This is a genomic window from Kitasatospora sp. NPDC057936, from assembly GCF_042887525.1.
Classification (GTDB): domain Bacteria; phylum Actinomycetota; class Actinomycetes; order Streptomycetales; family Streptomycetaceae; genus Kitasatospora.
Map to the genome: position 1 here is coordinate 161,047 of NZ_JBHVPD010000005.1, position 19,445 is coordinate 180,491.

Genomic DNA, 19,445 nt, shown 5'->3' on the forward strand with positions numbered 1-19,445 from the left:
GACCCGCCTTCCGCGCCGAATTCACCGGTGGGTACGGGGGCCCGCCGCCGGAGGTTTTCCGGAGGGCGGGTCCCCGTGCCGACGGCCGGCAGTTTCGGGGGAGTACGGCAGGCCATCGGGAAGGGGATTTCCGGGTGCGTGCGGTACCCGGACCCCTTTCCGCGGCCCATACAACCGAGGGCGCCGGGGGAGCGGCAACAGACCCTTCAGGAAGCTGCCACTCGCCCGGCGCCCGGTGGAACGTTGCGGCCTCAGGCGCCCGGGCCGCCGCCGGGCCCCGGCCGGGCGGGCCGCAGCAGGCCGAGTTCGGCGGCGCGCACGCCGGCCTGGAAGCGGGACTGCGCGCCGAGCATCGCCATGATCTCGGCGACGTGCCGGCGGTAGGTGCGCACCGAGACGGTGAGTTCGCGGGCGGCGACCTCGTCGGTGACGCCGGCCCGCAGCGCGCCGAGGATCTGCTGGGCGAGCGCGGCCCGGTCCCGGTCGCCGAAGACGATCCGCTCGCCGGCCGGGACGGCGTTGCGCCACACGCTCTCGTACAGCGAGCCCAGCGTGAAGACCACCTTGGGCTCGCGGATGACGGAGGCCCGGACGCCGGTGGCCGACTCGGCGACGACCAGCGCGGTCGTGCCGTCCACCAGCAGCGCCTGGAGCGGGGGCACCCGGGCCACCCGGATCGCCACCGGCCGCTCCTTGGCGAGCTGCTCGCGGACGAAGTCCTCGTCGATCATCGAAGGGTTCGTCAGCAGCCGCACGGAGATGGTCTCGGCGGCGCCGTAGATCAGTCTTCGCTCGGCGAACTCGCTGAGCCCGGGCTCCTGTTCCTCGGCGCCGGGCATTCGCGCGTGCACGATGTCGATGCTGCGCACGGCGCTGCGGATGAGGGCGGCGGCGGTGTCGAGCACCGCCCGGTAGCCGCCCTCCACCGTGGCGATCTGCTGGGCCCGGTGGCTGCGGTCGCGGTGGATGGCCACCGTCGACTCGATCAGCGACCGCACTTCCAGGAGTGCTCTTTCCAGTTCGTCCTCTGCCTCGATGGGCACGTCGTACTCACCAGTTTCCCCGTTGGTGTTACTCACTGCGCCGCGGCTGGTGGGCCGCGGTCCTCCCCGTGTGGTCGGGGACGGCGCCCGGCCCTGTCCCGCAGGGCCCGCAGGGGCGCCGAAGACAGGCTGTCACTCGTGGAGCAGGCCCAGCTCGACCGCGCGCACGCCGGCCTGGAAGCGGGAGCTGGCACCGAGTTCGCGCATGATCTCGGCGACGTGGCGCCGGTAGGTGCGCAGGGACATGCTGAGGTCGCGGGCGGCCGCCTCGTCGGTGTAGCCGCTGCGCAGCCGCTCCAGGATGCTGCGGGTGAGGTCGCCGAGCAGGCGGGGGCTGAGCGCGAGGTGGTCGTCGAGCTTGCGGCCGAGCGACCAGGCGCCGGCGAAGAGCAGCTCCAGGGCGCGGACCGCGGCCCGGTCGTTGACCAGCGTGGCCTGGCCCTTGGCGTTGCCGGCGGAGGCGCGGACGAGGGCGGCGGCGCCGTCGGAGATGACGATGTCGCGCAGGTCGGCCTCGGAGACGCGGATCTCGAAGCGGGCGCCGGGCGCGTGGGCGAGCTTGGCCAGGGCGCAGTCGGCGACGCCGGGGGCGCAGAGGACCCGGACGACGGTGCCGGGGCGCATGGTGGTCAGGGCGTCGCGGGCGATCTGCTCGAAGGGCCCGGTGCCGGTGACGGCGACGCAGACCGAGTGCCGGGCGCCGTGCACGAGCTGTTCGACGGCCTCGCCGAGGGCGGTGACATCGGTGTGCGGGGCGGGGGGGCCCTGGTCGGGGCGCTGCCGGTAGAGCGAGACGGTGGATTCGATCAGTGCCCGCGCCTGGAGCAGGGTCTTTTCGACGTGCGCGGCGTGATCGCCCGGCGTCGATTCCTCCTGGCCAGGGCCGTTCGGCGAACCGGCTGCACTGGTCACTTGCGTCCCCCCTTACGGTGGTGGTCTTTCCGTTCATTCGACGTTCAACTGTTTAATCAAGAACATGTCAGATGACACCTGATCAGACCACCTGCGACTGACAGTAGTTCGGCTGTTCGAAGCCAGTCAACCTTTGCTCAAAACCGCAGGTCAAGGGCCTTTGAGCCCGCACTCGGCGGGTGCGTCGCGGGGTGGGCTCGAAGGACATCGCGAACGGCATCGCGAACGACATCGCGAACGACATCGCGACGGGCATATATCAGGCCGGGATTTTCCCACCACCGACCTGGCGAATCTCCAGCCGCCCTGGCATCAACCTGCACTCGGGCACCGGAAAGGAGCGGTCGGCATTCCGTTTTCCTCACGAGAAGTAGCCCGCCCCTCACCGCCGGTCGCGGCCCTGTCCCCTTCCGGCCAACCCTGAACTCGCCCGGCCGGCCTGGACTGGTCCGACCTTACGGTAAGCGGCGTGACCATACGTCAGACGGGGACTTTTCGGCCCATAACTTTGCCGGCCCGGCCGGCCACCGGCGCGACGGCGCGGTGGCGGGCGGTGCCGTCGCCTGCGTCCCCGCGCTGAACCGTCCGGTCGCGCCACGCTGCGGACATCCGCACCCCTGTGGTCCTCACCCCTGTTCGGCGTGCCAGGCGGGCTGCCCCGGCGCGCCCCGAAGCCAGGAGACAGACGGCCCGTGACACGTCCCACCAACCTCACCGACCTGCTGCTGGACGTCGCCGAGCGGCATCCGGCGACGGGCCTCGGCCACGGCCCCGGCGCCGCCGGCGCCGGTCCGACCGATCAGAGCTACCCGGCCCTGCTCGACGCCGCCCGGCGCGTCCTGACCGGCCTGCGGGCCCGCGGTCTGCGCCCCGGCGACCGGGTGGTGCTGATCCTGGAGCGCGCCGAGGACTTCCTGCCCGCGTTCTGGGGCGCCGTGCTCGGCGGCTTCGTCCCGTGCCCGCTGGCCGCGCCGGCCGCCGCCGACCCGGAGCGGTGGGCCGCCCGGCTCGGCCACGTCGACGCCCTGCTGGACGGTCCGCTGACGGTCACCACCGCCGGCCTGGCCGCCGCCCTCCCGCCCGACCGGGACCGCCCGCTCGCCGTCCTGGAGGAGTTGTCCGGCGAGCCCGCCGCGGAGCTGCACCGTGCCGCCCCCGGGGACACCGCCGTGCTGATGCTGACCTCCGGGTCCACCAGCAACTCCAAGGCCGTCATGCTCAGCCACGCCAACCTGCTGGCCTCGATGGCGGCCAAGAACGCCGCGCACCGGCTGGACGCCGCCGACGTCACGCTGAACTGGGTCTCCTTCGACCACGTCGCCGCGCTGCTGGAGTGCCACCTGCTGCCGCTGTCCGTCGGCGCCCGCCAGCTGCACGTCGCCCCCGCCGCGGTGCTCGCCGACCCGCTGGAGTTCCCGCGGCTGCTGTCCCGGCACGGCGTGACGATGACCTTCGCGCCGAACTTCCTCCTCGGCCTGGTCTCCGCCGCCGCCGACCGGCTGGACGCCGGGGACGAGCGGCTCGACCTGAGCCGGGTCCGGCAGATCATCAGCGGCGGCGAGGCCGTCCTGGTCAGCACCGGAGAAACGTTTCTGGAGAGGCTCGCGCCGTACGGCCTGGCCGGGGACGCCCTGTGGCCCGCCTTCGGCATGACCGAGACCTGTGCCGGCAGCGTCTACTCCCGCCACGGCTTCCCGGCCACCGACCGCGGCGCCGAGTTCGCCAACCTGGGCACCCCCGTCCCCGGCCTGTCCGTCCGCATCGCCGGCCCGGACGACCGCCCGCTGCCCGAGGGCGCGGTCGGCGAGCTCCAGCTGACCGGCCCGATGATCACCGGCGGCTACTTCCGCGACCCGGCGGCCACCGCCGGGGCCTTCACCGCCGACGGCTGGTTCCGCAGCGGCGACCTCGGCCGGATCGACGGCGGCCGGCTCACCCTCGTCGGACGCAGCAAGGACAGCGTCATCGTCAACGGCGTCACGTACTTCAGCCACGACGTCGAGGCCGCCCTCGAACAGCTCGACGGCGTCGCCCGCTCCTACGTCGCCGCCTTCCCGACCCGCCCGGCGGGCAGCGACACCGAGCAGCTGGTGATCGCCTTCCACCCCGACCTGCCGGAGGGCGACGAGACCGCCCTGCACCGGGTGCTCACCGCCGTCCGCGCGACCGTCGTCACGCACTGGGGCTTCCGGCCGGCCCTGGTCCTGCCCCTGCCCGCCGAGGCGTTCCCCAAGACCAGCCTCGGCAAGATCCAGCGCGCCCTGATGCGCCGCCGCCTGGAGGAGGGGGCGTACGCCGGGCAGCAGTCCGCCGTCTTTGACCTGACGACGCGCATGCTCGGCGGGTACACCGCGCCCGAGGGCCCGGTCGAGCTCGCCCTCGCCGCGATCTACGCCGAGCTGTTCGACTGCGACCCGGCCGCGATCAGCGCCACCGCGGGCTTCTTCGACCTCGGCGGCACCTCGCTCGACATCCTGCGGCTGCGCGCCAGGGTGGCCGAGCGGCTCGGCGTCACCGGCCTGGAGGTCATCACGGTGCTCACCGCGCCGACCGTCCGCGCCCTGGCCGCCCGCCTCGCCGAGCCCGCCGCCGCCCCGGGCGCCGCCCGGCCGTACGACCCGCTGGTGCCGATGCAGACCGGCGGCGACAAGACCCCGCTGTTCTGCGTCCACCCCGGCGTCGGCGAGGTGCTGGTCTTCGTCAACCTCGCCCGGTACTTCGTCGGCGACCGCCCGTTCCACGCGCTGCGCGCCCGCGGCTTCAACGACGGCGAGAAGCCCTTCGTCTCCTTCGAGGAGATGGTCGACGCCTACGTGGACGCGATCCGCGCCGAGCAGCCCGAGGGCCCGTACGCGGTGGCCGGGTACTCCTACGGCGCCGCCGTCGCCTTCGAGATCGCCAAGGTCCTGGAGGCGCGGGGCGAGCGGGTCGACTTCGTCGGCAGCTTCAACCTGCCGCCGCACATCAAGTACCGCATGGAGGAGCTGGGGTACGCCGAGACGGCCGCCCACCTGGCGCTCTTCCTGGAACTGATCGACAAGAAGCAGTCCGTCGACCTCCCCGACGCGCTGCGGCACCTGCCGCGCGAGGAGCAGGCCGCCCGGCTGGTCGCCCTCGCCCCGCCGCACCGGCTGGCCGAACTCGACCTGGACGCCGACCGGTTCGCGGCCTGGGCGGAGATCGCCGACACCCTCACCGGCCTGGGCCGGGAGTACCGGCCGAGCGGCGCCGTCCGCTCGATGACGGTGTTCCACGCGCTCCCGCTGCGCGGTACCCGCCAGGAGTGGCTCGACAACGAGCTGCGGCGCTGGGACGAGCACGCCCGCGAGGAGAACCGGTACGTGGAGGTGCCGGGCGAGCACTACACCCTGATGGGCCCGCGCCACGTGGCCGCCTTCCAGGCGGTCCTGCGCCGCGAACTGGACCACGCGCTCGCCGGGGCCGACGAACTGGCCCGCCGGCGGGCCGCGCACCGATGACGAAGGAGCACAGCAGCACCATGCGGGGGAAGAAGATCCTGATCACCGGCGGCACCGGGCAGGTCGCCCGGCCGGTCGCCGAGGCGCTCGCCGAACACGCCGAGGTCTGGTGCATCGGCCGGTTCGGCACGCCGGGCGTCGAACGGGCACTGGCCGACCGGGGCATCCGCACCCGGCACTGGGACATGGCCGACGGCTCCGAGCGGGCGCTCGCCGGACTGCCGCGGGACTTCACCCACGTCCTGCACTCCGCCGTCCACCGCGGCGAGGACGGCGACTTCAACGCCACCGCCGAGATCAACGCCGTCGCCACCGGCCGCCTGATGGAGCACTGCCGCACCGCCGAGGCGTTCCTGTTCGTCTCCACCGGCGCGCTCTACAAGCGCCGGACCCTCGACCACGCCTACACCGAGGACGACCCGGTGGACGGCTCCGCCGACTGGCTGCCCGCCTACCCGATGGGCAAGCTCGCCACCGAGGGCGCGGTGCGCGCCTTCGCCCGGGTGCTCGACCTGCCCACCACCATCGCCCGGCTCAACATCGCCTACGGGCCCGGCAGTTACGGCGGCGTGCCGATGCTGTACTTCAAGGCGATGCTGGCCGGACAGCCGATCCAGGTGCCGCTGGAGGGCCAGAACTGGTGCTCCCTCCTGCACACCGACGACCTGGTGGCGCAGGTGCCCCGCCTCTGGGCGGCCGCCGCCACCCCGGCCACCGTCGTCAACTGGGGCGGCGACCAGTCCGTCGGCGTCACCGACTGCATCCGCCACATCGAGCGGCTCACCGGTGTGACGGCGGACCTCGTCCCGAGCGAGGTGACCCGCGAGACGTACCGGTTCGATCCCACGCTGCGCCGGAAGCTGACCGGCCCGTGCACCGTCGACTGGCGCGACGGCATCGAACGCACCCTGCGCGTGATGTACCCGCAGTACCTGGACGGCCGCCGCGTGGGCGGCGAGAGCATGACGAAGGGACGCTGACCGACATGACCGACACCGTTCTCACCGACACCGTTCCGACCGACATCGCTCTCACCGCCGATGCCGCCGCCACCGGCAGCCGCGCCCTGATCGAGCGCGCCTACCGGGCCTTCCACGACCGCGACGTCGCCGCGCTGCTGGACACCCTCGACCCGCGCGTCGAGTGGGTGCACCCCGACGGCATGGCCGAGTACGGCCTCGGCGGCACCAAGCACGGCCACGCGGGCGTGCGCGAGTTCCTCGCGAAGGTGCCCTCCGTGCTCGGCGGAATGCGCCTGCGACCACAGGAGTTCGTGGCCGCCGGGGACCGCGTCGTGGTCTTCGGTGTGCGCGAGGTCACGTCGAAGCGCGGCACGACCGTGACGCTGCCGTTCATCCACTCCTGGACCCTGCGCGGGGGCCGCGCGGTGCGCATGGAGGACGTCTTCGACACCGTGCTGTTCCGCCGCGTGATCGAGAGCTGAGACACCGCCCCACCTCCCGGGATCCCGGTTCGCGCACGGCGGGCCGGGCTCCCGCCCGCGCTGCGCCGCCTGTCCCGGAGACCTTGGTCACACGGTGCGCGATCGACCGGCTTGTATTCTCCGGTGATGGCCGTAGTTCTTATATGGCCTTCGTATTGTGCAACCCGGGTGCGGTCCCGACCGTCTCCCAGAGTACGGTGTGCCCGATCATCACGGGCAGCGCTTCCGGCGGTGAAAGGTACGCGGATGGCAGGCAAACGGGGCGAGAGCCCGGCTCGTGGCGAGGACGCGCCCGACGCGGCCACCACGGACGGCGACAGCGCCGTCCCGCAGCCGCGCGCCGGCGGACGGGCCGAGGCCCGCCGGGCCGCACAGGGCAAGGGCGGCAAGGGCGCCCCGTCCGCGGGCGGCGGCGGCCGCGCGGCGGCCCGCAACAGCCGGAAGCCGAAGAAGAACGTGAAGAAGATCGTCGCCTGGTCGGCGGCGGGCGTCCTGGTGCTGCTCGCCGGCACCGGCGGCGCGATCTACTTCAAGCTGAACGCCAACATCAAGTCCTTCGACGCGGACGCGATAGCCACCGACCGCCCGCCGGAGGCCCAGGCCGACGCGGACGGCAACAAGCCGGTCAACGTGCTGCTCATCGGCTCCGACAGCCGCGGCGGCTCCAACTCCGACCTCGGCGGCGGCGAGGACGGCGGCGCCCGCTCGGACACGACGATCCTGCTGCACGTCTACGCCGACCACAAGCACGCCGTCGGCATCTCGATCCCGCGCAACGCGATCGTCCAGATCCCGTCCTGCAAGCTGCCCAACGGCAAGTGGACCAAGGCCGGGAACGACCTGTTCAACGCGGCGTTCTCGGTCGGCGGCAGCGACGCCGGCAACCCCGCCTGCACCCAGAACACGATCGAGAAGCTCACCGGCATCCGGGTCGACCACACCATGGTCGTCGACTTCAACGGCTTCTCCTCGATGACCAAGGCCGTCGGCGGCGTCGACGTGTGCCTGCCCAAGGCCATCTACGAGGGCGACATCAACCCCAACCTGCACAAGAAGGGCGAGCTCGTCCTCCCGCAGGGCAAGCAGACCGTCGACGGGCAGAAGGCGCTCGACTACGTCCGGCTGCGGCACGGCATCGGCGACGGCTCCGACATCGGCCGGATGAAGCGCCAGCAGGCCTTCATGAGCTCGCTCGCCAACAAGATCAAGTCGGAGGGGCTGAGCCCCACCAACCTGCTGCCGCTGGCCGACGCCGCCACCAAGTCGCTGACCGTCGACCCCGGGCTGAGCTCCGCCGACAAGCTGCTGTCCTTCGGCCTGTCGCTGAAGAACATCGACATGCACAACCTCAAGTTCGTGACGGCCCCCTGGCGCTACCGCACCCAGGACGCCAACATCGACCTGGTCCAGCCGGACGTCCAGAAGCTCTGGGACACCCTCAAGGCCGACCACACCATCGACGGCCAGAACGCCACCGGCCAGCAGGACGGCGCCCCCGCCGCCCCGAGCTCGCCGCAGCCCGCCGCACCGACCTCGACCGCCCCGGCCGGCGACGCCTCCAACGAGTCCGTGAAGGTGGCCGTCTACAACGGCACGATCGCCAACGGCCTGGCCGGCAAGGCGACCGAGCAGCTCAAGGCCGCCAAGTTCTCCGCCACCACGGCGGGCCAGGCGGCCAGCACGAAGTACAAGACCACCACGATCGAGTACAGCGCCAGCCAGAAGGCGAACGCCGAGAAGGTCGCCGCGCTGTTCCCCGGCGCCAGCCTGGAGCCCAGCAGCTCGCGGGGCATCTCGGTGATCGTCGGCCAGGACTTCGCCGCCGCCAACGGCGCCGCCGCCCCCGGCGGCACGCCCGCGGCCGGCACCCCCGGCACCCCGGCCCCGCTGCCCACCACCGTCACCAACGACGCCCGCTCCGCGGACGACGACATCTGCGCGAACACCACCTACGGCAGCGGCGGCTGACCGCACCCGTACACCGCATCGCACGACTCCGGGGCGCGTCCGTCCCGGGGTCGTGCCATGGTGGCTGAGGGGGACCGCGGGCCACGAAAGGCGGATCCCATGCCCGAGATCGCCCTGCAGATCGACATCGCCGCCCCCCGGGACGTCGTCCTCGCCGCCCTCAACACCCACGACGGCCTCACCAGCTGGTGGACCACCGCCGTCGACCGCGACGACGACATCCTGCTCTTCGACTTCCCCGACGTCCCCGAGCCCTTCCGGCTGCGCCGCGAGCGCGCCGACCTCGACCGCGTCGTGTGGGCGAACACCGGCGCCTTCCCGCCGCACTGGGCCGGCACCTGGATCACCTGGGACCTCGCCGAACAGCCCGACGCCCCCGACCGCACCCGGCTGCTGTTCCGCCACGGCGGCTGGCAGCCCGGCAGCGAGGACGGCGTCCCGATGGTGGCCGGCACCTGGGCGGAACTGGTCGTCCGGCTCAAGGACTACGCGCAGAGCGGCAAGGTCCAGCCCTACTTCGTCACCGCCCGGCGCCACGACCCCGCCTGAGCCCCGCCCGAGCCCCACCTGAGCCCGCCGAGCCCCGCCCGAGCCCCCGCCCGGTGGCGGGATCGCCGCCGCGGGCCGATCGTTGTCCTGTACCCCGAACCCGCCCCCGCCCCGCCCCGCCCCCCAAGCCCACGGGAGGCCCCGATGCCGCCACCCGTCCCGCGACGCGCCGCCGGGAAATCGGCGGCTTCCCCGGCATCACGGGCCATCCCGGGTAAGACTGCACCCATGCTGGGCCTACCGGACGACATCCGCGCCTTCCTCTTCGACCTCGACGGGGTGCTCACCCAGACCGCCGTGGTGCACGCCGCGGCCTGGAAGGACACCTTCGACACCTTCCTGCGCGCCGAAGCAGCCCGCACCGGCGGGCAGTTCGTCCCCTTCGACGCCGTCACCGACTACGACACCTACGTCGACGGTCGCCCACGCCTCGACGGCACCCGCGCCTTCCTGCGGAGCCGGGGCTTCGACCTGCCCGAGGGCACCGACGACGACCCGCCGAACGCCCCCACCGTGCACGGCATCAGCCTCGCCAAGAACGACACCGTCCTGCGCATGATCCGCGAGCAGGGCGTCCAGCCGTACGACGGCTCGGTGGCCTACGTGCGACGGCTGCGCGCGCTCGGGCTGCCCAGCGCCGTGGTCTCCTCCAGCGCGAACTGCCGGGACGTGCTCAGGGCCGCGGGCATCGAGGACCTGTTCGACGTGGTCGTGGACGGGATCGTCGCCAAGCGCGAGGGCCTGCCCGGAAAGCCGGCCCCCGACACCTACCTGCACGCGGCCAAGGTCCTCGGCGTCGAACCCGCGCACGCCGCCGTCTTCGAGGACGCCCTCGCCGGTGTCGCCTCCGGCCGGGCCGGCGGCTTCGGCGCGGTGGTCGGCGTCAACCGCACCGGCCAGGCCGCCGAACTGCGCCGGGACGGCGCCACCGTGGTCGTCGACGACCTCTCCGAACTGCTGGGGGAGCAGGCATGACCGCGTCCGACACCTTCGTCGTCGACCCGTGGCAGGTTTCCGAACACGGCCTCGACCCGGCCGCGCTGGCCCGTGCCGAGTCCGTGTTCGCGCTCTCCAACGGCCACATCGGCCTGCGCGCCAACCTCGACGAGGGCGAGCCGCACGGCCTGCCCGGCACCTACCTCAACGGCGTCTTCGAACTGCGCCCGCTGCCCTACGGCGAGGGCGGCTACGGCTACCCGGAGTCCAGCCAGAGCGTCATCAACGTGACCAACGGCAAGATCATCCGGCTGCTCGTCGACGACGAGCCCTTCGACCTGCGCTACGGCGAACTCCTCGGCCACCGGCGCTGGCTGGACTTCCGCGACGGCCTGCTGCACCGCGAGGCCGAGTGGACCTCCCCGGCCGGCCGCACGATCCGGGTCCGCTCGACCAGGCTCGTCTCGCTCACCCAGCGCGCCATCGCCGCCGTCGAGTACTCCGTCGAGGCGGTCGACGGCCCGGTGCGGATCGTGCTCCAGTCCGAGCTCGTCGCCAACGAGCAGCTCCCCGGCGGCCCCGAGGGCGACCCGCGCGCCGCCGCCGTCCTGGAGGCGCCCCTCCAGCCCGAGGCCCACCACGCCGACGGGACGAAGGCCGTCCTGGTGCACCGCACCCGTTACAGCGGCATCCGGGTCGCGGCCGGCATGGACCACGTCATCGAGGGCCCGGAGCGGCTCGACACCGTGGCCGAGGCCGGCGCCGACCAGTGCCGGATCAGCGTCACCACCGTCCTCGCCCCCGGACAGCGCCTGCGGCTGGTCAAGTTCATGTCCTACGGCTGGTCCGCGACCCGCTCGCTGCCCGCCGTCCGCGACCAGGTCGAGGCCGCGCTGACCGCCGCCCGGTACACCGGCTGGGACGGCCTCGTCGCCGAACAGGCCGACTACCTGCGGGAGTTCTGGAAGACCAGCGACATCGAGATCGAGGGCGACGTCGAACTCCAGCAGGCCGTCCGGTTCGCCGTCTTCCACGTCCTCCAGGCCGGCGCCCGCAGCGAGGAGCGCGCCATCCCCGCCAAGGGGCTGACCGGCCCCGGCTACGACGGCCACAGCTTCTGGGACACCGAGACCTTCGTCCTGCCGGTCCTCACCTACTGCCTGCCCGCCGCCGTCAACCAGGCCCTGCGCTGGCGGCACACCACCCTCCCGCTCGCCCGCGAGCGAGCGGCCCAACTCGGCCTGGCCGGAGCGGTGTTCCCCTGGCGGACGATCCGCGGCGAGGAGTGCTCCGGCTACTGGCCGGCCGGCACCGCCGCCTTCCACATCGGCGCCGACATCGCCGCCGCCGTCGCCCGCTACGTCCGGGCCACCGCCGACGTCGAGTTCGAGCGCGAGTACGGGCTCGCACTCCTCGTCGAGACCGCCCGGATGTGGCGCTCGCTCGGCCACCACGACGCCGCCGGCAAGTTCCGCATCGAGGGCGTCACCGGCCCCGACGAGTACAGCGCCGTCGCCGACAACAACGTCTACACCAACCTCATGGCGCAGACGAACCTGCGCGCCGCCGCCGAGGCCGCCGGCCGCCACCCCCGCGAGGCCGCCGACCTCGGCGTCGACACCGAGGAGACCGCCGCCTGGCGCGACGCCGCCGCCGCGATGTACGTCCCCTACGACGAGAGCCTCGGCGTCCACCCCCAGGCCGACGGCTTCACCCACCACCAGGTCTGGGACTTCGAGCGCACCCCGCCCGAGAAGTACCCGCTGCTGCTGCACTACCCGTACTTCGACCTCTACCGGAAGCAGGTCGTCAAACAGGCCGACCTCGTGCTCGCCATGCAGGTCCGCGGCGACGCCTTCACCGACGAGCAGAAGGCCCGCAACTTCGCCTACTACGAGCGCCTCACCGTCCGCGACTCCTCCCTCTCCGCCTGCACCCAGGCGGTCATCGCCGCCGAGGTCGGCCAGCTCGACCTCGCGTACGACTACACCGCCGAAGCCGCCCTCATGGACCTCCACGACCTCGGCGGCAACACCCGCGACGGCCTCCACATGGCCTCCCTCGCCGGGGCCTGCATCGCCCTCGTGGCCGGCCTCGGCGGCCTGCGCGACCACGGCGAGACGCTCTCCTTCCGGCCCCGGCTGCCCGCCGGGCTCACCAAGCTCGGCTTCTCGCTGATGGTCCGCGGCATGCTGCTCGGCGTCGAGATCACCCACGACGGGACGACCTACACGCTGCGCCGGGGCGAGGTGATCCACCTCCGGCACGACGGCGAGACGGTCCAGCTGAAAGCCGGGGAGCCGGTCACCCTCCCGACCACCGCCCCGCCCGCCCAGGAGCGCTGCGCCCAGCCCCCCGGCCGCGAACCCGCCCGCCGCCAGCCCCAGGCCGGTCTCGCGGCGGGCAAGGTCGGCGGCCAGAACCCCGACCACCTGGCGGCGGAGTAGCGGCGGCCCGACTTCCGGGCCTCCGCCCGTTCACCCGTTCGGCCTCCCCGCCGTGCACCTGCACCCCCCTCCCCGGAGGGTGCAGGTGTCCCGCGTCATCCGGCAGCCGATCGAGGAGACCCCGTGGCGAGCGTGGCCGAACAGATGGTGGAAGTGCTCCGGCAGGCCGGCGTGGAGCGGGTCTACGGCGTCGTCGGCGACAGCCTCAACCCGGTCGTCGACGCCATCCGCCGCGCGGAGGGCATCGGCTGGGTGCACGTCCGCAACGAGGAGGCCGGTGCGTTCGCCGCGGCCGCCGAGGCCGAGCTCAGCGGCCGGCTCGCGGTCTGCGCCGGCTCCTGCGGCCCCGGCAACACCCACCTCGTGCAGGGCCTGTACGACGCCCAGCGCAGCGGCCTGCCCGTCCTCGCGCTGGCCTCCCACATCCCGTCCGGGCAGATCGGCACCGGGTTCTTCCAGGAGACCCACCCCGAGCGGGTGTTCACCGACTGCAGCAGCTGGTGCGAGATGCTCTCGACCCCCGCCCAGCTGCCCCGCCTGCTGCGGATCGCGATCCAGCACGCGCTCGGCGCCCGCGGCGTCTCCGTCCTCGCCTTCCCCGGGGACGTCGCCGCGCTGCCCGCCGCCGGCCCGACCGGCAGCGGCCACTTCCTGACCGAGCAGGCCGTCGCCGCCCCGCCCTGGGCGCAGGTGCGGGCGCTCGCCGAACTGCTCAACCCGGCCCGCCGGGTGACCCTGTTCTGCGGCGCCGGCGTCCGGGACGCGCACGCCGAGGTGCTGGCCGTGGCGGAGGCCCTGAACGCGCCGGTGGGCCACTCGCTGCGCGGCAAGGAGTGGATCCAGCACGACAACCCGTACGACGTCGGGATGAGCGGCCTGCTCGGCTACGGCGCCTGCCACGAGGCCCTGCACAGCGCGGACCTGGTGGTGCTGCTCGGCACCGACTTCCCGTACGACTCGTTCCTCCCGCAGGCCCGCACCGTCCAGGTCGACCACGACGCCACCCGGCTGGGCCGCCGGACGGTCCTGGAGCTGGCCGTCCACGGGGACGTCGCCGCGACCCTGCGGGCCGTCCTGCCGCTGCTGGAGCCGAAGCCGGACCGGTCGTTCCTGGACGAGATGCTGCGCAAGCACTGCAAGGCGCTGGAGGACGTCGTCGGCGCCTACACCCGGGACATCGAGTCGCACCTGCCGATCCACCCCGAGTACGTCGCCTCGGTGCTCGACGACGTGGCCGCCCACGACGCGGTGTTCACCGTGGACACCGGCATGAACAACGTCTGGGCCGCCCGCTACCTCCAGCCGAACGGCCGCCGCCGGGTGATCGGCTCCTTCCTGCACGGCTCGATGGCCAACGCCCTGCCGCACGCGATCGGCGCCCAACTCGCCTGCCCCGGGCGGCAGGTGATCGCGATGGCGGGCGACGGCGGGCTCGGCATGCTGCTCGGCGAGCTGCTCACGGTGGCCAAGCACCGGCTGCCGGTGAAGACCGTGGTCTTCAACAACGGCGCGCTCGGCATGATCAAGCTGGAGATGCTCGTCTCCGGCTATCCCGAGTGGCAGATCGACAACGGCGACGTGGACTACGCCGGGATCGCGCGGGCGATGGGCATCCCGGCGAAACGGGTGACCGAGCCGGCCCGGGTGCGGGAGGTGCTGGCCGAGGCACTGGAGCGGCCCGGGCCCGCGCTGGTCGACGTGGTCACCGACCCGAACGCGCTGTCCATCCCGCCGCACATCACGGCCGCCCAGCTGAAGGGCTTCGCCCTGGCGGCGGGCCGCACGGTGCTCTCCGGCGGGGTGGGACGCATGATCGACCTGGCCCGGAGCAACCTGCGCAACATCCCGCGGCCCTGAGCCCTCCGCGCGGATTTGCCTGAGGGGCAAATTTCTTGCCCGTGCGGCACGCGAGGTGTCCACTGGTCACATGACCACCAGCCCCACCGGCGCCCCCGCCGCAGGCGAGCAGCTCGACGACCAGGAGGTCGCCGGCCTCGCCGCCAGGCTCCGCGAGCACCGGCACAGCAGCCGCCTCACGCTGGAGGTGGCGGCCGCCCGGGTCGGACTGTCCCCAGCCTATCTGTCCCGGCTGGAGACCGGCCGGCGCCAGCCGTCGCTGCCCGTCCTGCTCGGCCTCGCCCGCGCCTACGGCACGTCCGTCTCCGGGCTGCTGGGCGAGGCGATGACCGAACCCGACCCGGTGGTCCGCGGCGGCGTCATCGAGCCCGGCCGGGCCGGCGGCTGGGGCTACCGGCGGGCCGGCGCCCCCGGCCGGGCCATGCAGGCCCTGCGGGTCCACGTGCCGCCGGGCGTGCAGGACGCCGTCGTCCGGGTCCACCCGGGCGAGGAGTGGCTGTACGTCCTCCAGGGCGCCCTGCGGCTGACCCTCGGCGACCGCGTCCACCACCTGGCCGTCGGCGACTCCGCCCACTTCGACTCGCTCACCCCGCACTGCATCGCCGCCGAGTCGGCGCACGGGGTCGAGCTGCTCTTCGTCCACACCCTGCTGCAGAGCCCCGGTGGCGAACTCTGCCTCGGCGGCGGCCCTGCCGCACCGCACTGAGGAGGCAACCATGGCCGCTGACCCGACCACCCACACCTCGACGCCCGAGGCCCCCAAGACCATCGACGCCGGCAAGTGGGCCAACCGCCGCGTCGCCGTCCGCCTGGTCATCTACACCGCGGGCATCCACGCCTTCGCCGGCTTCATCATGCTGCTGTTCGAACTCGGCGGCCGCAACAAGTAGTTGAGACATGGGACAGCCGCTCCGATCCCCGCGTCCCTGTCCCCTAGCCATCCTCCTCAATCCCCTCTCTCTCGTTCCCTGGGCCCCGAAAGGGGCGCGGGGAACTGCGCGAAACGGAAGGCGCGGAGCCGCACCCAGCCGCCGCGCAGCACCCTGCACTCACCTGCCGCGCAGCAACGTGCACAGCGCCGACAGCGCAGCCGGAAACGCGTGCTCCGCAGGAGTCCCGTACCCGATCACCAGCGACGGCGGCCCGCTCGCGACGCCCCCGTCCGCCCGGTGCCACGAGAGCCCGTTGAGCGACACCCCGGCGGCCGCCGCCCGCGCCAGGAGCTCGGCCTCCGACGGTCCGTCCGCCGGCAGTCGCAGCACCGCGTGCAGTCCCGCCGCGATGCCGGTGACGCGGACGTGCGGGGCGTGTTCGGCCAGGGCGGCCACGAGCCGGTCGCGGCGCCGCCGGTAGTGCAGCCGGCAGCGCCGCACGTGCCGGTCGTACGTCCCGGAGGCGATCAGTTCGGCGAGCGTCAGCTGGTCGAGCACCGGCGACATGATGTCGGCGAGCTGCTTCAGCCGGGCCACCGGTTCGACGAGCGCGTCCGGCAGGGCGAGCCACGCGAGCCGCAGGCCCGGGGCGAGGCTCTTGGCGGCCGTCCCGGCGTACACCACGCGCTCGGGGTCGAGCGCCTGCATCGCGCCGAGCGGCTGCCGGTCGTAGCGGAACTCGCCGTCGTAGTCGTCCTCGACGACGTACCCGTCGTGCTCGCGCGCCCACCGCACCGCCGCCGCCCGCCGGTCGGCGGCCAGCGGCGCGCCGGTGGGGAACTGGTGGGCGGGGGTGAGCAGGACGCCCCCGACCCGGTCGTCGAGCAGCTCCACCCGGGCGCCCGCGTCGTCCAGCGGGAGCGGTACGGTCGCGAGCCCGGCCGCCCGGGCGACGGCGAGCTGCGGCGGCAGGCCGTACTCCTCGACGGCGAGGGCGCCGGCCCCGCGGTCCCGCAGGGCCGCGCAGAGCAGCCCCAGGCCCTGCGTCACGCCGCTGCACACCAGCAGGCGGTCCGGGTCGGTGCGGACCCCGCGCACGCGCGCCAGGTAGTGGGTCAGCGCCTCCCGCAGCTCGGGGCGCCCGAGCGGCGAGCCGTACCCGAGGACCTCGTGCGGGGCGGTGGCCAGCGCCCGGCGGGCGGCGGCGAGCCAGGCGGTGCGCGGGAAGAGCGACAGGTCGGGCCGGCCGGACATCAGGTCGTGGCGCGCGGCCGGGCGTTCCCGCACCGGCGGGGTGGCCCTGGGCGCCGGCGGCCGGGGTGCCGCGCGCTCCGCGACGGTGGTGCCGGAGCCCTGCCGGGAGGTGAGCCAGCCCTCGCCGGTGAGCTGCCCGTACGCCTCCACGACGGTGTTGCGGGCGATCCCGAGGTCCTCCCCGAGCGCGCGTGAGGACGGCAGCCGGGTGCCGGGGGCGAGCCGCCCGTCCTGGACGGCCTCGCGCAGCGCGTCCTCCAGGGCGGCCCGCAGCCCGGTCCCGGCGGCGCGCCGCCCGGTGAGGTCGAGGTGCAGGTCGCCGCCGAACGCGCTCCACGAAGTGCTCATCGACGGGATTATCCCGCGTCGGCGCCGAGCCGCGGGTGGTGGCGGTGCATCGCCGCGAGGACCTCTTCGAGCGGGACGGGGATGGTGTTGGCGGCGATGTTCGCGGGTCCGTACCCGAGGGAGCGGTTGAGGCCGGCGCTCGCCCGGACGAGCCGGGGCGCGCGGGCCAGGTAGGCCGCCGGGTCGTGCAGCACGACCGCGATCATCCGCTGGGTGCTGCCGCGGACGGTCATGCTGCGGATCCCCACGGCGGCGATCTCGCTCCAGGCGATGCGGCCGAGCTGGACGTGCTCCAGGCCGTCGGCGTCCAGCACCAGTTCGGGCCGGTTGCGGACGAGCCGGCGGGCGAGCGCGAAGGAGCAGAACCCGAAGAACGGCACGGCCAGGGCACCGCCGACGAGGCCCTTGACGGTGGCGTGGTGCCAGAGCAGCAGCGCGCCGCCGACGGTGAAGCCGAGCGAGGCGAGCAGGAGGAGGAGCGCGTTGCGTCTCGACAGCGCGTAGACGGTCGGAGGCGGGTTTTCGTTGATCACGGCCGGTCACGGTAGCGCCCGGCCGGAGACCGGTCGGACCCGGGTGGGCCTGTCGTCCGTCGGCGGGCTCCGCCTGCGTGGTGTCACATCCCCGCGCTACCGTGCCGCCCATGGCGAACTATGTACTCGTGGCAGGCGCGTGGCTCGGCGCGTGGGCGTGGGACGAGGTGGCGGCGGAGCTGCGCGCGGCGGGGCACGGCGCGTACCCGCTGACGCTGTCCGGGCTCGCGGAGAGGCACGGGGTGGCTCCGGCGGGGCAGGAGGTCCACGTGCGGGACATCGTGGCCGAGGTGGAGCGGCTCGACCTGCGCGACGTCGTCCTGGTCGGGCACAGCTACTCGGGCATCCCGGTGGGCCAGGCCGCCGAGCGGATCGGCGAGCGGCTGGCCCGGGTGGTGTTCGTGGACGCCGACGTGCCGCGGGACGGCGAGTCGTTCGTCTCGGTGGCCGGGAACGGCCAGGAGGTGGCGGTGGCGATCGCGCGGAACGGCGGCTGGTGGCCGCCGCTCGCGGCCGGGGACTTCGCCGGCCAGGGCCTCACCGACGAGCAGGTCGCCCGGATCGTCGCCGGTTCGACGCCGCACCCGGGCGCCTCGCTGACCGAACCGGCCGTGCTGGGCGACGCGTTGCCCGAGCTGCCGGTGACGTACGTCAAGTGCCTGCTGGACTGGCCCGAGCCGTTCGGCCGGGCCGCCGAGCTGCTGGCGGGCGAGCGGTGGCGGCTGGTCGAACTGGACACCGGCCACTGGCCGATGTTCTCCCAGCCGCACGAACTCGCGGCCGTCCTCCAGGAGTTGTGAGGAACTAGAGCGAGAGGTAGACCGCGCTGCCGACGCCGGCCACGAAGCAGTAGATCGCGAACGGCGTCAGGCTGCGGGTCTCGAAGTACTTGGTGAGGAAGCGCACCGACACGTACCCGGCGACGAAGGCGGCGATGCTGCCCGCCACGACCGGGCCGAGGACGGCGGAGTTCTCCGGCTTGAACAGCTCGGGCACCTTGAGCGCCGAGGCGGCGATGATCACCGGCGTGGCGAGCAGGAAGGAGAACCGGGCGGCGTCCTCGTGGTGCAGCCCGCGCAGGATGCCGGCGCTCATGGTGACGCCGGAGCGGCTGATGCCGGGGAAGAGCGCGAGGATCTGGGCGGCGCCGATCCAGACGCCCTGCTTGTAGCCGAGCCGGGCGAGCCGGTGGTCGGAGGCGATCGCCGGGTCCAGTCCGGGTTCGTCGGCCACCGGGGCGGCGTGGCCGGCCCGCCGGCGGCCGGTGCCGCCGCGCTTGAGGCGTTCGGCGCCGAGCAGCACGAGCCCGTTGAGGGCGAGGAAGACGGCGGCCGGGATCGGCTTGCCGAGGGCGTTGCGCAGGGCCTTCTCGAAGGCGAGGCCGGCGATGCCGACCGGGATGGTGGAGACGATGAGCAGCCAGGCCAGCTTCTCGTTGCGGGTCTCCACGCGGCGGTGGCGGATCGAGCTGATCAGGCCGCTGATGATCCGGAGCCAGTCCTTGTAGAAGAAGACCACCAGCGCGAGCGCGGTGGCGAGGTGGAGGCCGACCAGCACGGAGAGGTACGGGGAGCCCTCGGCGGTCATGTCCAGGTCGTGCTGGATCTTCCCGCCGATGATCGCCGGCAGCAGGATGCTGTGGCCCAGGCTGGAGACCGGGAAGAGTTCCGTCACACCCTGCAGCAGGCCGACGCCTATCGCTTCCGGGTAGGTCAGGGTGGACATCGCGCACCTTCGCTCGGAGGTCTGATCAGGGGGAGCCCCGGCGAAGCTACTACGGGGATGTAGACGCCCGGCAGGTCT

At 73.5% G+C, this 19,445-nt stretch carries 17 protein-coding genes; 12 read left to right on the forward strand and 5 right to left on the reverse strand.

The genetic code is table 11. The features are described 5' to 3' along the window. Nucleotides 1-251 precede the first annotated feature (251 nt). Together ACFVU9_RS04755 and ACFVU9_RS04760 are read right to left on the reverse strand one after the other, a co-directional pair. The gene (locus ACFVU9_RS04755; protein ID WP_387589915.1) at nt 252-1,043 is read right to left on the reverse strand and encodes a LuxR family transcriptional regulator; all 792 of its coding nucleotides are present in this window, start codon (nt 1,041-1,043) and stop codon (nt 252-254) included. Between the two features lie 132 nt (nt 1,044-1,175). After that, the gene (locus tag ACFVU9_RS04760; RefSeq protein ID WP_380436830.1) at nt 1,176-1,955 is read right to left on the reverse strand and encodes a DNA-binding response regulator; all 780 of its coding nucleotides are present in this window, start codon (nt 1,953-1,955) and stop codon (nt 1,176-1,178) included. Nucleotides 1,956-2,146: 191 nt separating this feature from the next. On the opposite strand from ACFVU9_RS04760, the gene ACFVU9_RS04765 reads away from it, so the two are divergent. The 11 genes from ACFVU9_RS04765 (at nt 2,147) to ACFVU9_RS04815 (ending at nt 15,525) form a co-directional block, all read left to right on the forward strand. After that, complete coding sequence (locus ACFVU9_RS04765; RefSeq protein ID WP_387589918.1) at nt 2,147-2,329, forward strand: hypothetical protein; 183 nt, start codon at nt 2,147-2,149, stop codon at nt 2,327-2,329. Between the two features lie 318 nt (nt 2,330-2,647). Continuing rightward, a complete protein-coding gene (locus tag ACFVU9_RS04770; RefSeq protein ID WP_380505590.1) occupies nt 2,648-5,434 on the forward strand; it encodes an AMP-binding protein in 2,787 nt (928 codons plus the stop codon). A gap of 20 nt (nt 5,435-5,454) precedes the next feature. Beyond that, on the forward strand, nt 5,455-6,414 hold the full coding sequence (locus ACFVU9_RS04775) for an NAD-dependent epimerase/dehydratase family protein (protein WP_380436836.1): 960 nt from the start codon (nt 5,455-5,457) through the stop codon (nt 6,412-6,414). A 5-nt stretch (nt 6,415-6,419) separates the two neighbouring features. Beyond that, entirely contained in the window at nt 6,420-6,878 is a 459-nt protein-coding gene (locus tag ACFVU9_RS04780; RefSeq protein WP_387589923.1) for a nuclear transport factor 2 family protein, read from the forward strand. 246 nt (nt 6,879-7,124) lie between these two features. Further along, complete coding sequence (locus ACFVU9_RS04785) at nt 7,125-8,846, forward strand: LCP family protein (RefSeq protein ID WP_380436840.1); 1,722 nt, start codon at nt 7,125-7,127, stop codon at nt 8,844-8,846. 99 nt (nt 8,847-8,945) lie between these two features. Then, entirely contained in the window at nt 8,946-9,395 is a 450-nt protein-coding gene (locus ACFVU9_RS04790; protein ID WP_380436842.1) for an SRPBCC domain-containing protein, read from the forward strand. A 228-nt stretch (nt 9,396-9,623) separates the two neighbouring features. Beyond that, on the forward strand, nt 9,624-10,370 hold the full coding sequence (locus ACFVU9_RS04795; RefSeq protein ID WP_380494011.1) for an HAD family hydrolase: 747 nt from the start codon (nt 9,624-9,626) through the stop codon (nt 10,368-10,370). Further along, a complete protein-coding gene (locus ACFVU9_RS04800) occupies nt 10,367-12,778 on the forward strand; it encodes a glycoside hydrolase family 65 protein (RefSeq protein ID WP_387589928.1) in 2,412 nt (803 codons plus the stop codon). The genes ACFVU9_RS04795 and ACFVU9_RS04800 overlap by 4 nt, the downstream gene beginning before the upstream one ends. Nucleotides 12,779-12,922: 144 nt before the next feature. Beyond that, nucleotides 12,923-14,635, forward strand: coding sequence for a pyruvate dehydrogenase (locus ACFVU9_RS04805; protein ID WP_387589964.1), 1,713 nt, complete (start codon nt 12,923-12,925; stop codon nt 14,633-14,635). A 70-nt stretch (nt 14,636-14,705) separates the two neighbouring features. Continuing rightward, nucleotides 14,706-15,341: a helix-turn-helix domain-containing protein gene (locus ACFVU9_RS04810; RefSeq protein WP_380436848.1), complete on the forward strand. Its 636-nt coding sequence runs from the start codon at nt 14,706-14,708 to the stop codon at nt 15,339-15,341. Between the two features lie 10 nt (nt 15,342-15,351). Beyond that, nucleotides 15,352-15,525 carry a DUF6126 family protein gene (locus ACFVU9_RS04815; protein ID WP_329927495.1) on the forward strand — a complete coding sequence of 58 codons (174 nt, stop codon included), beginning with the start codon at nt 15,352-15,354 and terminating at the stop codon, nt 15,523-15,525. Nucleotides 15,526-15,684: 159 nt separating this feature from the next. On the opposite strand, the gene ACFVU9_RS04820 is transcribed toward ACFVU9_RS04815, so the two are convergent. Both ACFVU9_RS04820 and ACFVU9_RS04825 read right to left on the reverse strand, forming a co-directional pair. Beyond that, nucleotides 15,685-17,109: a PLP-dependent aminotransferase family protein gene (locus ACFVU9_RS04820; RefSeq protein WP_387589932.1), complete on the reverse strand. Its 1,425-nt coding sequence runs from the start codon at nt 17,107-17,109 to the stop codon at nt 15,685-15,687. Nucleotides 17,110-17,117: 8 nt separating this feature from the next. Further along, nucleotides 17,118-17,642, reverse strand: coding sequence for an STM3941 family protein (locus ACFVU9_RS04825; protein ID WP_387589935.1), 525 nt, complete (start codon nt 17,640-17,642; stop codon nt 17,118-17,120). A gap of 110 nt (nt 17,643-17,752) precedes the next feature. Between ACFVU9_RS04825 and ACFVU9_RS04830 the strand changes: the two genes are divergently transcribed. Continuing rightward, complete coding sequence (locus tag ACFVU9_RS04830; protein ID WP_380505579.1) at nt 17,753-18,442, forward strand: alpha/beta fold hydrolase; 690 nt, start codon at nt 17,753-17,755, stop codon at nt 18,440-18,442. Between the two features lie 4 nt (nt 18,443-18,446). Here ACFVU9_RS04830 and ACFVU9_RS04835 read toward each other — a convergent pair whose 3' ends face one another. Beyond that, nucleotides 18,447-19,367 carry an undecaprenyl-diphosphate phosphatase gene (locus ACFVU9_RS04835; RefSeq protein ID WP_380436856.1) on the reverse strand — a complete coding sequence of 307 codons (921 nt, stop codon included), beginning with the start codon at nt 19,365-19,367 and terminating at the stop codon, nt 18,447-18,449. Between the last annotated feature and the right edge of the window lie 78 nt (nt 19,368-19,445).